Origin of the sequence: Halostagnicola larsenii XH-48 (assembly GCF_000517625.1) — an archaeon.
Classification (GTDB): domain Archaea; phylum Halobacteriota; class Halobacteria; order Halobacteriales; family Natrialbaceae; genus Halostagnicola; species Halostagnicola larsenii.
The window spans coordinates 276,089-289,433 of sequence record NZ_CP007056.1 but is presented as its reverse complement, the minus strand read 5'-3'; the positions used below and the strand labels follow the sequence as shown (position 1 = coordinate 289,433).

Sequence of the window (13,345 nt, the reverse complement as noted above, 5' to 3'; positions counted from 1 at the left end):
AGCAGGACTAGCTTGCGTCGTATTCGTCTAACTACCGTCTGATACTGGTTTGGAGCGCTATCACCGTAGTCTCGATGTTCAGCAGTTGATACCCGTTTCGGGCCTTCTCGGTGAGCGGCGCTGGTCATCATTCGAAGACCGTCCGGAGCGCTTCGCCAGCGCGTTCGTGTGCATCGTTTGCTGCTTCGATATCGGAGAACGGTTCCGAGAGTTGACTCATGTTAACGAAGTCGTGAATCATGTCCTCATAATGAACGTGCTCGACGGAAACGCCCGCATCCTCGAGCGCCTCGCCGTAGGCGAACTGTTCGTCGCGGAGGGGATCGTATCCGCTGGTGAACAGCGTCACTGGGGGCAACTCGGCGAGGACTCGTCGGGGAGCCCGAAGCGGCGACGCGCGTGGGTTAGCTCCGTCAGTGTCGTCACGAAGATAGTGGTTCCAGAACCACACCATCCCTCGAGCTGTCAGGAAGTAGTTCTCCGAGTTTTCCTCGTAGGATCGGGTAGTATACGAGTGATTTGTCACTGGGTAGAACAACAGCTGATGGTCGATTTGCGGGGAGCCGATATCCTTTTCGATAGCCATCTGCGCGACGACGGTTGCGAGCGTCCCGCCTGCGCTTTCGCCGGCGACGGCAAGTCCCCGACCGGCCCCGATCTCGTCCGCGCGATCTGCCACCCACTTCGTCGCAAGGTAAGCATCCTCGACGGCACCGGGAAACGGATGCTCCGGCCCCTTTCGGTAATCGACGGAGACAACGACGCACTCGCCCTCGCTCGCCAGCGCGCGGGCGACCGTATCGTGCGTATCCAAGTTGCCGACGACCCAGCCACCGCCGTGGAAGTAGACGACTGCAGGGAGGTTTCGGCCCGGGCCCGGATCGTAGATCCGCACCCGGATGTCACGCGCGTCCGCCCGAATTTTGCGCTCGTCCACTGTAGCGATCGGTTCGGGTTCGACGTCCGGCGTGAAGAAGTCGCCGAGCAGCGCTCGGGCCTGTTCAGGAGACAAGTGGGTGATATCTGGTGCGTCCACTTCCACTAGCGTGTCCAACACTGCCTGGGCATCCGAATCGAGTTCTGTAGCGCGTCGCTCTTCGAGTGGTATAGTAGGCATTTCACGTTCTCACACACCATTGAACACGATAAAGGAGGTACGATACGGAAGAAGAGTGTACGAAAACTGCGAAACTTCTCGGCCTCGGCAAAAACACGTGTTGGTATTCGTTCGAACAGGAGAGAGGAGACCCCTCTACGTCATAGAGCGCTTTCAGTCGACGTGAATGAACTGACGAACGACGAAATCGCTGCGCCGAAGCGGGAGTTCAACGGCAAACTATTGATCCCTCGAGAAAGGTGATTACTCCACGAAAAGCGCGACCGACTCCATGATTCGGACCTCGAGACGGAATACATCGGCGATTTGGATAGAGCAGCGACGTGATAGAAACCATCAAACCGCTGTCAAACTAACGATACAGCATGTCACTCGATGTCGAAATTCCTGAGCCACCTACGCTCGACAGCCCACAGGACCCAGGAGACTACGACGCCGTCGTCGAACCGGACGAGCGGGTAGGCGATAGTACGCCTCGTGAAGCGTTGGCGACGTTCCTCCGAGACGGTGCCTGGGAAACCGGGTTCGACGAATGGCGGGACCAAACGTACATGACGCTGGATGAGTTCGAGTTAGTGCGCGAGTTGGGCTTGATCGACGAATACGATTTTTACTGGAACGTGGCCGCAGAAGACGTCGGGTATCAATCACCACCAGTCCCTGCGGATCTGCCGGCACCGTATGATGAGATGTTCGATCGGGGAGATATTCAGGGTATCGAAGAGGAGTTGGACGAGCTTGGACGAACCGTCAGCGACGTACTCGAGACCGATTATATCCACCGTAGCGGGGAGGAGTTCGGGTTCTTTTCCGATTACTAGTCGATCCGTTCGTATGGAACTGCAGGATTGACTCAGTCTGATTTGCTTCGCGCGTTCTCATGTGTGATCGCCCAATTCGACGACCGTCTTGTACTCTCGAAGTGTTTTCCTGTAATGGGGATCGTACCGCTTGACGGCTCACTGCAATCGGGTGCTGCATTACGCCGCGTACTTTCGACGTATGGCGATGTAACAACTCACGTGCTCTACGAGCGGTGCAGGCCGAGGGCCTCGAGTTCCTGCTCCCGGTCGTAGAAGGTCATACGCTTAACTAATGATTACTATGTGACTTGTGCATTTCGGTCGTTCAAATTCAAGACCTACTTTCGCTTTCGAACGACGCTTCCGTGAGTACCTCGGCGATGGTCGATCCGATCCGGGCCGTCTGCTCGAGTCGCTGGAGGACGCGTCCGTACAGGTACGCGTTGGAACCTCCTCGCTCGTACAGGATCTGATCCAGTTGCGTGATCGACTCGAACGTCTCCGCGCACGTTTCGTTCGCCCGTTCCGTGTTCTCCGACAGAGCCAGTCTGACCACCGCTCGCGAATCGGCTTCGATCGTTTGCACCGTACTAGCACGTAGTGATACCGTCGCAGACGTCGCCGGTATTATGGGTCGCAGTAGCCTGCCCCGAGGTAGACCGAACGACTAACGGGTTATCGGCCGTAATAATCGACCATGAACAGACACGAGATTAGTGAGCCTCAAGCGGGCCTCGACGGACTCCCGCTGGAGACGGCGATCACAGTCGTCGACGATGAGTCAGCAGAGTCGGACACGATACGTGAGACGCTCGCTATCGTTGCTGATGACGGCGTTATTCGTCGGACAGCCGTCGACGACGCACTTGCGAACGCTTCGAAAGTAGTAACAACGGCGGAGACGCGCACGGAACTGGCAGCCGCTTCACTGGAAGATGTCAGCGGCATCGCTGCGCCCGTATCGGAGCTGGATATCGTCGCGATGCGACTCAATCGCTTTGGGGCGCGCCTTGACATGGTCGAAGACCGGACGGCTGATCTCGGCGACCGCATCCAGACGATCATCGCCCACAAGAACGACGGGAATCTTTACGACCTCGCCCGGGAAATACGACGGGTTACAGTGACGGCCAATGAAGTTCAACGCGCCGCCGATGAACTCCAGTTCGAACTAGAAAACTTCGGGGAGTGGCTCGAAGACGCTGATCGCCGGACCGAAGAACTTATCGACGATATCGAGGCGCTCGAGCAATCGCTGGACAAACTCGAGGACGTTGCCACTGAGCTATCCGGCGATAGTACTGAACTCGAGGAAGATGCTGCGGTCGTGTGGATACAAGCGACGATCCAACACCGTGTTACCGCGCTAATGCTAACGGATCTGCAAGCAGAACTAGCAACACTCCGAGAGTGGGCCGCGAACGAGGGGTCCAACCCACCTTCGGGCGTCGGCCAGCGCCTCGAGGACCTCGAGGCGCGTCACGATGCGTTGGGCGAGCGATTCGTCGATCGTGCCGAGTCTGGGTGGCACGAGCGCTTCGACGACCGGGTGGCAAATCTCGACGATGCGCTGGATGAGATGGAGCCACCAATCGCGTGGAGGGACGTTGAGACCGTCGTCGAGGAGTACCGACCCACCATCGAGTAGCGACGTTTCGGCCGACGACAGCGGAACGAAGAAACCAACGACAGAAGGAGACCGAAAACCCGGGATTAGAATTTGGTGCATCAGGTCCGGCTGTCAAGATTTTCAGTACGTACTGCGGCCCGAACGGCGATCGTGGCGACGGCGCGACCGTGGTTGGCAGTTCTGCGGAGGTGGTCGAGTGCGCTGGTCAGCGCGACTGCCGTGGGAACCGACTCCACGCGCGAGCCGTCGAACAGCGTCTGTTCGAGCGTCTCGACTGCCGCGACGGCCTCGTCGCGATGTTCTATTGCCTCGTGGGCCGTTCTGACACAGTCTCGCTCCTCGAGGACCGCGGTCACCGCGTCGTCAACGGAACTTCTGGCGTTCTCGGAAGCCGAACGTACGTCCGCGGCGACCTCTTCAGAGAGTGGTTCTGGGAGTTTCTCACCGATACGAGCGGTCCGAACTGCCCGGTCGACGACGGCGTCGAGTCGGCGGGCGGTCGTGTAGTAGTCGAACAGATCTGTCCGCGAAACGTTAAGCCGGTCGAGTTCGTCGAGCGACACTAGCGACCGCGAGAAGTGCCTAGTGATCATCCGGGCGAAGCGGGCAGCTCTGTTTGCGCGCTTATCGATGTGGGCGTGAGCGTCATCGTCCGCGTCGACAAACGCGGCTGTCGCGTCTCCGTGTAGGGACAGCGCGACGTACTGGAGTTGAACGAGCGCCTGGTGAATCGAGACGTTCGAGGAGTCAAGCAGGTGCTTTACCGTGATTTCCGTTTTGGACTCGGAGAGAATATCCATCCCAACTAAGTTGCGCACTGCCGACCGTGCCCCTCGGCGTCCAGCGTCGGTGAACGACGTTCTCGGCGTTAGTGTGACGGTCTCGAAGCCATCAGCGTGGGCCGTCCGGATCGCTCGTTGGATCCTCTCGGGGTCGTCACCGTCAACTTCGACGGTTGCCCCGGCCAGTTGTTCGACATCCTCTGCCGAAGAACGGACAACGATCGATCCGTCGAGGTGCGAGTACAGCCGTAGCTCCATGCCAGCCTCCAGCCGGTTGTCGGTCGCCCACTCCTTGGGAATCGAGACGGTGTAGGTACCACCGCCGACCTCCTGTAGCTTTCTCGTTTCCATAGGTTACGTCATATCCTCGCCAACACGAGTTGGATCATGAGTCTCAGTAGATCAATGCTGGATCGTTCTCGACCATGTAGTGAGTACGTGCAGCGATATTGACGGCGTGGTCACCGATTCGCTCAAGGTCGCGGATCGTCAGCAGTACCCGCGAGACATCGTCCAATACCTGCTCGACGCTCCACGTATCGGACTCGCGTGCGATCAGTTCGCGCACGACCGCCTCGCTGGCACGCTGACACAGCGCATCGATTTCGTCGTCACGGCTGGCAATCGTCCGACAGACGTCTGCGTCGTCCGTGACGTAGGCGCCGATTGCCGCTTGCACTTGGTCGCGAACTTCTTCGCCGATCCCGTAGCTATCGACTCCGGAGAACCCCTCCGAGACATCGGCCAGCGCGTAGTTAGCGAGGTTCGTCGCCAGGTCACCGATCCGTTCGAGGTCGGTGAGGATCTTGAATGAAGCGGCGACGAATCGCAGGTCAGAGGCGACGGGCTGTTCGAGGGCGAGTAAGTCTATACAGTCGCCCTCGAGGTCGAGGTACCGTTCGTTGACGGTTTCATCGCCATCGATCACCTCGCGAGCCAACGCCTCGTTGCTGTCTTCAAGCGCGACCAGCGCTTGCCGGAGCTGGGTCAGTACTGTCTCGGCCATCGATTCGACGTTGGCACGCAACTCGGTGAGCGATTCGCGGTATTCCTCGCGGGCCATGCGTATCACCCGAATTTACCGCTGATATAGTCCTCAACGCGCTGGCTTTCGGGACTCTCGAAAATCTTCTCGGTGTCGTCGTACTCGACGAGTTCGCCACCGGTTAGGAAGACTGCCGTCTGATCGGAGACCCGGGCCGCCTGTTGCATGCTATGGGTGACGACAACGACCGTATAGTCTTGTGCGAGATCCTCGATAAGGTCCTCTATCTTCGAGGTAGCGATCGGATCTAGCGCTGAGGCCGGCTCGTCCATCAGAATAACTTCGGGATCAACTGCCAGACACCGGGCGATACAGAGCCGCTGTTGCTGGCCACCTGACAGACCCAGTGCGTTGTCTTCCAGTCGATCGCTGACCTCCTCCCACAGCGCGGCTCGCTCGAGAGAGAGCCTGACGAGTTCCTCTTCTCTCTCGGGGTCGGCGCGACCGGTCAGTTGCGCGAGTAATCCCGTCTCGATGTCACCGTGTTTTCGCGGCCCGTAGGAGACGTTCGCTCGGATCGATTTCGGGAAGGGGTTCGGGCTCTGGAATACCATACCCACGCGCTTGCGTAACTCGACGAGATCGACTCCGTCCTGGTAGATGTCCTCGCCGTCGAGTTCGACCGTCCCGTTGATGCTGGCGCTACGGATGCGGTCGTTCATCCGGTTGAGACACCGTAGGAACGTCGACTTGCCACAACCGGAGGGTCCGATAAGTGCTGTGACGCTCTGTTCGGGGATATCTATCGAGACATCCTTCAGTGCGTGGTCGTCGCCGTAGTGGACGTCCAGATTTTCGACTGCGAGTTTCGTTTCACCGTCGGCATCATAGTTGGTCCACTCCGGTTGCGTTTCCTCGACGGTTTCGCCGTCGGTCGTCGATACTGTCTGTTCGTCTGTACGGCTGGTCACGTCAGTCGCGTTTGCAGGATCTGTTTGACTCATTGGTGGAGTTTCTTTCTGAAGTAGTACCGCGTCGCGATGCCGATCGCATAGAACACCAACACGACGAGCAGTAGCGTCAGTGCCAGTCCCCACGCGAACTGCGTGGGGTCCTCGATGTTCCCGCTGAGACCCGCCGTGATGAGTGCATACAACTGGTAGGGCAGCGCACTTGTCGCCTCGAGCAGCGAGGGATTGCTGACGAAGGGGGGCGAGAAGCTTAGCTGGAAACCGCCCAGAACGCTTGGAGCGGCTGACTTACCCGGTAAGACGCCTCCGCCGGTCGTCAGCAGGATGGGTGCCGTTTCCCCGGCGATGCGGCCGATCCCCAGGATAACGCCCGTCGTAATTCCCGGGATCGCCGCGGGGAGGACGACGCTGCGGATCGTTTTCCATTTCGAAACGCCCAGCGCTGCACTGGCGTCGCGATACTCGTCGGGGACTGCCAGAATCGCCTCGCGGCTCGTGATCAGCACTAACGGCAGTAGCATGAATCCGAGCGTCAGCATGCCCGCGATCAGCGATTTCTGGTTGCCAAAGCGTGGAATGAGGAAGGCAGCGCCGAAGAGTCCGAAGACGATGCTGGGCGTGCTCCAGAGACCGTTGGTCGCTATTTCAACGGCACCAGTGAACCGACCCTGCTCAGCATACTCGCTGAGGAAGACCGCAGCGCCGACACCGGTCGGAACTGCGAAAAGAACGGCGCCGATGACCAGCCAGATCGTGCCGACCAGTGCGGGAAACACACCTGCAACGTCGACTATCAACGAAGCGCCGTTAGTCAGGAACGGCCAACTGATCACTTGTCCGCCACCGACAGAGAACCCGTGGAACAGGCCGGGTAGCCCTTTGACCACGACGAATCCAACGAGTCCAACCAGGACTGAGAGGATCGATAGGACGACCAAATAGATCAAGACATACGCGCCGATGTTGCGCCCGCGGGAACCAAATCCTCCGTAGGCTTTGGCGGCCGACCAGCCGGTTAGAAGCGATGCGAATATCACGACGACTGGGACAGTGGTGTCACCGAACAGGGTCGCGTTGTAGCTGACGAGTACCCACTCCCAACCGGGACCGATGATGCCGGTTGCGAGCGCTACTCCGCCGAGGACGGCCACGCTTCCAGCCGGCAGCGTCGAGCCGATATCTTCACGGGGGAACGCGGTCACAGCAAATGCGACCGCCCCGGCGACCAGTCCGACGGCCATCCAACCGACCGTTCCGAGGCCAGCCGCGCCAGCGACGAGTGCGCCGATCGCGAACCAGACGCCAGTGAACGCGACCGCGGCGACAATACCTGCGCTGGATTGGGGTCCGGTATCAACGTAGTCCAGACGCGAGGCGAGACCGAAGCCGATGACTCCGATCCCGAGCGAAAGCAGCGCTATTCCCAGCGCTGTCGATAGCTGGACACCTGCGACGGGGGCGGTGATTTCGAGGATATCTGCCAATGTGAGTAGTCCGACGACAAACGCTACTCCGGAGAGACCGACCGTAGCGGCGACGGCACCCTGATAGGTGCTGCGGCCTTCCCGGACGAGTGCGGTTTTGGTCGCACGGCTCATGACTCGGCCCCTCCGAGGCGCTTGCGCATGCGCATTTCAATGTACTGTGAGAAGATACTGAGACACAGTACGGTCACAAACAGGACGATGCCCGCGGCGAAGAGTGCACTTTCGTGGACGCCGGTGGAAGGGCCGTAGCCTCGAGCGATCAGCGACGTTAGCGTCTCATAGCCGTAGAAGACGTTGGTTACCGGATCGGGAATTGCCTGGGTTCCTGCGAGCATTACCGTCGCGGCCATCGTCTCACCGATGGCGCGGCCGATACCGAGCAGTACGGCCGCCGAGACACCCGAAAACGCCGCAGGAATCGTAATTGACGTCATCGACTGCCAGTCAGTTGCGCCGAGAGCGAGCGAGCCGTCCTTCATCGAGTTAGGAACGCTTGTCAGGGCGTCTTCGGCGACGGAGACGACCGTCGGTAGCGCCATCAGTCCGACAACTAACCCAACGAACAGATACGTCGACCCGCCGTTGAGTGCGAACTCGGTGCTCGCCCACGGGTTAATTACCGTAAAGCCGATGAAACCGTAGACGATCGAGGGAATGCCCGCTAGTATCTCGATACCGGGTTTGACGAGTTCTCGAACGGTCGGCGGCGCAATCTCTGCGATGAACAGCGCCGCTGCCACTCCCAGCGGGGCCGCCACGAGGGTCGCAATGGCCGTCACCATCACGGTTCCGTGGATCATCGGCAGCAGCGAGTAGCGAACGGGATCAGTGACCGCGTCCCACCGCGTCTGGATGAACATCCCCAGTCCAGGCACAGAGACGCCGAATACGGTCGCGCTCTCGTACTGGAACACCGGAATCGCCTCGTAAAAGATGAATACAACGATCAGTCCCAATGTGACGATGGTCACGCTGGTCATGGCGAACGTGACGGTCCGTGCGATTAAGGCCTGGTATCTGACCCAACCGTAGCCAGTCGAAACGAGAAACATGGCAAAGGGAATAGCCGTCCACGATGACGCCAGCAGAAAGCCCCCGAATGCGGCCAGAAGCGACCCAATCGACAGGATGACTGTCGCGAGCGCGGCCGACTCCGTCTCGTTGACGAATTCTCGAGTCTGGCGAAGCCGCTGCTCGACGTGTTTCCTCCAACTCCGAATCCCGAAACCAGTTTGTGAACTCATAGTGTCATAATATTTGTGTATGTTTCCGTGAATCGTGCCAGAACGGTTGGCCAGCCTACTCCTGATCGGGGAGCTTTTCCCTCTCAGCTTCCAGATCGGCGGTCGGCAACGTAATGTAGTTCTCGTCTTCGACGAACACTTGTTGGCCGAAGTCGGTCAGGAACATATTGAGGAACGCGGCTTCACGCTTGTCCGTCCCGTCGGGCGTGTCGTCGTTGATACGAGTGTACATGTGAAGGTCGCGGTTCAGCGGATACTCGGCGTCGAAGATTGTATTCTCGGCGTCGGGATCTGGCTCGTAGACAGTTCCATCAAAGTCGATGGCGACTGCCTGAATGCCCGACCCTGAGAACGCCAGTGCCATGTAGCCAATCGCGTTGTCGTTATCCTGCAGGGTCTGCTGGACCTGCTGGTTCTGCCCGAGGCGAGTATCAACTTCCATCTCCGCCTTAGCGTCGCCGAGCATATTCAATCGGAAGGTGGTGTCGGTTCCCGATCCCTCGGCACGACCGACCGCGTAGATTTCTCGATCGGGGCCGCCGACCTCGCTCCAGTTGGAGATATCCCCCTGGTAGATACCCCGAATCTCTTCGCCGGTGAGCTGTTCGACGCCGCTATCGTAAATTTCCTGACTGACGAAGACGGGCTGACCGTCGCGACCGACGACGTGGTCGACGTAGTTTTCGTCTCGTTCGTCTTCGCTGATATCGAGCTCTGCGGTGATCGGTCCCGAGGAGTTGCCGATATCGACGAGGCCGTCGCGGACGGCCTCACAGCCAGTTCCGGAGTGGCTCAGTGCGACCTGCGTGCTGAACGGTGGATTCGACCGTTCGCCGGTCGCCTCGAAGCCGTACAGTCCTGCGAAGTAGTCGGCAATGTTTTTGTCAGTCTCGATCTGATCCCACCCTGGGACCGTCGACTCATCACTAGACCCCCAGTACTCGCCGTCGTCCGGTGGCGAGTTGGAGTTCCAGTAGGAACTACCCGTGTTCGAAATGGGGTACACCGTCGAGGATCCTTCGGCGCTCAGCGTGTCCGAAGATCCGGAATCGGAACTCCCGCTCCCGAGACATCCGGCGAGTCCAGCAGCTCCCACACCAGCAGATGCAAGCAGGTATTTTCGTCGTGATACCCAGTCCGCCTGACGCTCCGCATCCCGTGACATCACCTGATTCGAGACAAGAGCTTATAAAAAAGGTTTATAGTAGGGGTATAGCCGGATACCTATCTCTCCGTGACAACTGTTGCTGGTATTAGGGATTGGTACGGGTATAGATAGATACATACTGATATAGAGATACTCACGGCCGAACTGGCTACAGAGATTTGCTGGTTGTTATCGGTGAGCATACGGTACCTGCCAACAAGACCGGACGATGGCGATACTTTTATTCGACCGTTCTCGAATTCGCCAGCATGAACTCGAGTAAGCCGATCTCGAACGAATCGACACGAAACGATTCGTCCGAGGAGAGAGGAGAGTCGCAGGCTGAGGGACCACCGCGGGACGAGTCGGTTCGCGAAGTCGTCGAACAATCTCGAAGCGGTGCGCCGGCAGCGGGTGCCGTCGTACGCGATCGGTTCTCGTCGGACGAAATATTCCACCGTATCGTCGCTGCAGCTGACGAGGAGATATCCACCGGAACTCGAGAGTTGTTTTTCAGCGCGTTAGCCGCCGGGTTCGCGATTACGGTGACGTTCATGCTTTATGCGTCGGTGACCGAAGCGGCCGGCGGCTACGGAAACGCGCCGATCGTCGGCGCGCTTTTGTATCCGCTCGGGTTCATCTATATCATTCTCGGAGATTATCAGCTGTACACCGAAAACACGCTCCCGCCGGTCGCACTCGTCCTCGAGCGGTTGGCGAGTATTCCAGCGCTCTTGAGCATCTGGTCAATCGTGTTGATCGGAAACCTACTGGGCGGCAGTTTCGGCGCTCTTATCCTCGCAGAGACCGGCGTGTTTTCCCAGGATGTCATGACAACCGCAATCGAGATGTCCCATACCGGTGTCGAAACGGGTCGGTGGTCGCTGTTTTTCAAAGGGGCCTTCGCTGGCCTGATCGTCGCTGGCGTCGTCTGGCTCGATTACGCTTCACAGGATACGATTTCCCGACTCGTGATGGTTTACATCGCGTTTCTGGCAATTCCGCTCGGAAACCTCTTTCACGTCGTGGTGTCCGCAACGGAAGCCATGTTTTTGGTCTTCCACGGTGAACTGGCGCTTCTTACAGGTGCGACGGACTTCGTTCTCCCGGTTCTCCTTGGAAACACCATCGGCGGCGTATTGCTCGTGACCGTCGTTAACTACTTCCAGACCGTCGAACGCAATTATCAGGAACAGAATTACCAACTCTCGCCACGGGAGATGCTCTTTGGGAAATCTAACCCGGACGAGACCGACCCCTGACCGATCTGGCTTGTACACGCTGCGTACGCCTGTGAACCGAACTGTTCGAATCGATGAATCCCCGTTCACCGAACCGAACGGATTTCGGTGATTCGTTTTGAATCGGCGTGGACACGGAAATATGACTGAACGATCACTCGACATCCTCTCGAGCCTGAAGACGCAGGAATGCTCCGTGAATCTCCATAACTGAAAAGTACTACTAGCACCCTCGAGTCGGTATGGACGCCACGTTCAGCCACCGCCCGTCGTATACGCATCTCACAGTCCAACTCGAGACCGGGGAATCGCTCGTCGCGGAGCCCGGGGCCATGGTCGGTCATTCATCGACTGTTTCGGTCGAAACGACCAGCAGCCGTGACGGGATTCTTCGCTCTGCGAAGTCCCTTCTGGGCGGGGAATCGATGGTTGCGAACGTCTTTACGGCGGAGGACGGCCCTGGTCAGGTGACGCTTGCACCGCCGACTCCGGGCGACGTGATGAGCCACGACCTCGAGGACGAAACGCTGTACACGACCGATGGGGCATTTCTCGCCTCGAGTCCTGACATCGACATCGATTCGGAAATCGCGGGTATCAAATCGATTCTGAGCGGCGCCGGATTGACGCCACTTGCGTTGAAGGGTACCGGTACCGTATTCATCGACGCCTACGGCGGTCTCGAACGGTTGGATCTCGAGGCCGGCGAGTCCTACACGCTGGACAACGAACACGTAATCGCCTGGGACGACAGTATCGAGTTCCAGACCCGTCGAGTCGGCGGCCTGAAGTCGTCGCTTCTGAGCGGTGAAGGGCTCGTCTTCGAGTTCACCGGTCCGGGAACGGCCTGGTATCAAACGCGGGACCTCGATGCCTTCGTGACCGTACTCGGGCCGCGGCTTGCCAACGGCGATAGTTCCTGATCGGCACGAGGAGGTTTCGAACGCGTGTTCGTATTGTAACTCCTTTCGCAGAGTTCTCTCATCGGTCGGTGGTTATCACGACGGAAATCCGGCTGTCACTGGTCTTCGATCAGTCGCTCACGTCGGATGGAATTCCATCCTCGCCGGGATTCGGTGCCTGTCCGCTCTCTCTTTCAGTTCGCTTGACGATCCACTCTGCTATGTAGACGCTGCCAACACCGAGCACGGCACCTGCAACGATATCGAGCGCCCAGTGAATGCCGAGGTACATCGTCGAGATGACAACGCTGGTGACGACGAACGCCGCGAGCGGGAACCATCGGGGGTACTCTTTGCGGGACCGCCAGGCGAAGACCAATACGACCACTGCCAGCGACGTGTGCAGTGACGGGAACACGTCCGTGTTTGCCGACACCGCTGCCGTGAGATCCTGCGTCTGTGGATAGAACTCGTACATCAGGCCGTCAACGCTCGAGAGGTGGTTTCGAGGGCCGTACGCGATGAACAGCGTGTAACAGATGGCTCCGATGACGTAGTTGAGCAGGTACGCGACGAGTAGCTCTTTGAGGTGTCGCTGGGAGGTAGAGAGGAAGTACAGAATCGGCGCGGTGACGAGGAGGTACGGGAAGCCGAACATGTACATCACCGTGAAGAATTCGATCGTGGCATCGGGGATGACGTCTTGAAGAACCGGGACAAAATCACCCTCGACGGCGTACAGCCCGTCAGTGATGTCCAAGCCGATAGACTTAGAGAGTTCTACACTCTGTTTGTGTGTGCCGCGCTTTGCGAGAAAGAACAACGCCGCAGCGCCGAGGTACGGGGCAACGTTTCGAAGTCGCTGACCTAACTCGACACGTGCTTGCGAGAGTTGCTGTGACTCGAGGCACAGCACGCAAGTTATTAACAGGCCAGTTAGAACGGCGATACAGGTCAGGAGGGTTATATTCAGGAGTGCCATTCGTCGTACCCATACGCTTCACGCGGATAATGATAGATGTTTTGAATTTCTCCA

Annotated in this window: 12 protein-coding genes and 1 pseudogene; 4 read left to right on the top strand and 9 right to left on the bottom strand. The window is 58.5% G+C overall.

Going from position 1 to position 13,345, the window contains the following annotated elements:
- Positions 1-127: 127 nt before the first annotated feature.
- Positions 128-1,117: an alpha/beta hydrolase gene (locus HALLA_RS15205; protein ID WP_049954349.1), complete on the bottom strand. Its 990-nt coding sequence runs from the start codon at positions 1,115-1,117 to the stop codon at positions 128-130.
- Positions 1,118-1,482: 365 nt separating this feature from the next.
- On the opposite strand from HALLA_RS15205, the gene HALLA_RS15200 reads away from it, so the two are divergent.
- On the top strand, positions 1,483-1,938 hold the full coding sequence (locus tag HALLA_RS15200) for a hypothetical protein (RefSeq protein WP_049954348.1): 456 nt from the start codon (positions 1,483-1,485) through the stop codon (positions 1,936-1,938).
- Between the two features lie 313 nt (positions 1,939-2,251).
- Here HALLA_RS15200 and HALLA_RS15195 read toward each other — a convergent pair whose 3' ends face one another.
- Positions 2,252-2,506 (bottom strand): hypothetical protein, encoded by a 255-nt coding sequence (locus HALLA_RS15195; RefSeq protein WP_049954347.1) that lies wholly within the window; start codon positions 2,504-2,506, stop codon positions 2,252-2,254.
- Between the two features lie 111 nt (positions 2,507-2,617).
- Between HALLA_RS15195 and HALLA_RS15190 the strand changes: the two genes are divergently transcribed.
- Positions 2,618-3,568: a hypothetical protein gene (locus tag HALLA_RS15190; protein ID WP_049954346.1), complete on the top strand. Its 951-nt coding sequence runs from the start codon at positions 2,618-2,620 to the stop codon at positions 3,566-3,568.
- Between the two features lie 80 nt (positions 3,569-3,648).
- Here HALLA_RS15190 and HALLA_RS15185 read toward each other — a convergent pair whose 3' ends face one another.
- From HALLA_RS15185 to HALLA_RS15160, 6 genes are read right to left on the bottom strand one after another with little or no spacing between them, the layout of a single operon-like run.
- Entirely contained in the window at positions 3,649-4,683 is a 1,035-nt protein-coding gene (locus tag HALLA_RS15185; RefSeq protein WP_049954345.1) for an AbrB/MazE/SpoVT family DNA-binding domain-containing protein, read from the bottom strand.
- Positions 4,684-4,726: 43 nt separating this feature from the next.
- Positions 4,727-5,395, bottom strand: coding sequence for a phosphate signaling complex protein PhoU (gene phoU, locus HALLA_RS15180; protein ID WP_049954344.1), 669 nt, complete (start codon positions 5,393-5,395; stop codon positions 4,727-4,729).
- 5 nt (positions 5,396-5,400) lie between these two features.
- A complete protein-coding gene (gene pstB, locus HALLA_RS15175) occupies positions 5,401-6,321 on the bottom strand; it encodes a phosphate ABC transporter ATP-binding protein PstB (RefSeq protein WP_049954343.1) in 921 nt (306 codons plus the stop codon).
- Complete coding sequence (pstA, locus tag HALLA_RS15170) at positions 6,318-7,886, bottom strand: phosphate ABC transporter permease PstA (protein WP_049954342.1); 1,569 nt, start codon at positions 7,884-7,886, stop codon at positions 6,318-6,320. The genes pstB and pstA overlap by 4 nt, the downstream gene beginning before the upstream one ends.
- Positions 7,883-9,019 carry a phosphate ABC transporter permease subunit PstC gene (pstC, locus tag HALLA_RS15165; RefSeq protein WP_049954341.1) on the bottom strand — a complete coding sequence of 379 codons (1,137 nt, stop codon included), beginning with the start codon at positions 9,017-9,019 and terminating at the stop codon, positions 7,883-7,885. Before pstC ends, pstA begins: the two co-directional genes overlap by 4 nt.
- Before the next feature lie 55 nt (positions 9,020-9,074).
- The gene (locus HALLA_RS15160; protein WP_049954340.1) at positions 9,075-10,184 is read right to left on the bottom strand and encodes a PstS family phosphate ABC transporter substrate-binding protein; all 1,110 of its coding nucleotides are present in this window, start codon (positions 10,182-10,184) and stop codon (positions 9,075-9,077) included.
- Positions 10,185-10,435: 251 nt separating this feature from the next.
- Between HALLA_RS15160 and HALLA_RS15155 the strand changes: the two are divergent.
- Together HALLA_RS15155 and HALLA_RS15150 are read left to right on the top strand one after the other, a co-directional pair.
- A pseudogene (locus HALLA_RS15155) lies at positions 10,436-11,398 on the top strand (formate/nitrite transporter family protein); the annotation flags it as partial.
- Positions 11,399-11,649: 251 nt separating this feature from the next.
- Positions 11,650-12,330 carry a TIGR00266 family protein gene (locus HALLA_RS15150; protein ID WP_049954338.1) on the top strand — a complete coding sequence of 227 codons (681 nt, stop codon included), beginning with the start codon at positions 11,650-11,652 and terminating at the stop codon, positions 12,328-12,330.
- Between the two features lie 109 nt (positions 12,331-12,439).
- Here HALLA_RS15150 and HALLA_RS15145 read toward each other — a convergent pair whose 3' ends face one another.
- Positions 12,440-13,291, bottom strand: coding sequence for a phosphatase PAP2 family protein (locus HALLA_RS15145; RefSeq protein WP_049954337.1), 852 nt, complete (start codon positions 13,289-13,291; stop codon positions 12,440-12,442).
- Positions 13,292-13,345 lie beyond the last annotated feature (54 nt).

Excerpts from the sequence above, each read along its gene's own strand:
- HALLA_RS15205 (WP_049954349.1), bottom strand. The coding sequence starts at position 1,117 with ATGCCTACTATACCACTCGAAGAGCGACGCGCTACAGAACTCGATTCG.
- HALLA_RS15200 (WP_049954348.1), top strand. The coding sequence starts at position 1,483 with ATGTCACTCGATGTCGAAATTCCTGAGCCACCTACGCTCGACAGCCCA.
- HALLA_RS15190 (WP_049954346.1), top strand. The coding sequence starts at position 2,618 with ATGAACAGACACGAGATTAGTGAGCCTCAAGCGGGCCTCGACGGACTC.
- HALLA_RS15185 (WP_049954345.1), bottom strand. The coding sequence starts at position 4,683 with ATGGAAACGAGAAAGCTACAGGAGGTCGGCGGTGGTACCTACACCGTC.
- phoU (WP_049954344.1), bottom strand. The coding sequence starts at position 5,395 with ATGGCCCGCGAGGAATACCGCGAATCGCTCACCGAGTTGCGTGCCAAC.
- pstB (WP_049954343.1), bottom strand. The coding sequence starts at position 6,321 with ATGAGTCAAACAGATCCTGCAAACGCGACTGACGTGACCAGCCGTACA.
- pstA (WP_049954342.1), bottom strand. The coding sequence starts at position 7,886 with ATGAGCCGTGCGACCAAAACCGCACTCGTCCGGGAAGGCCGCAGCACC.
- pstC (WP_049954341.1), bottom strand. The coding sequence starts at position 9,019 with ATGAGTTCACAAACTGGTTTCGGGATTCGGAGTTGGAGGAAACACGTC.
- HALLA_RS15160 (WP_049954340.1), bottom strand. The coding sequence starts at position 10,184 with ATGTCACGGGATGCGGAGCGTCAGGCGGACTGGGTATCACGACGAAAA.
- HALLA_RS15150 (WP_049954338.1), top strand. The coding sequence starts at position 11,650 with ATGGACGCCACGTTCAGCCACCGCCCGTCGTATACGCATCTCACAGTC.
- HALLA_RS15145 (WP_049954337.1), bottom strand. The coding sequence starts at position 13,291 with ATGGCACTCCTGAATATAACCCTCCTGACCTGTATCGCCGTTCTAACT.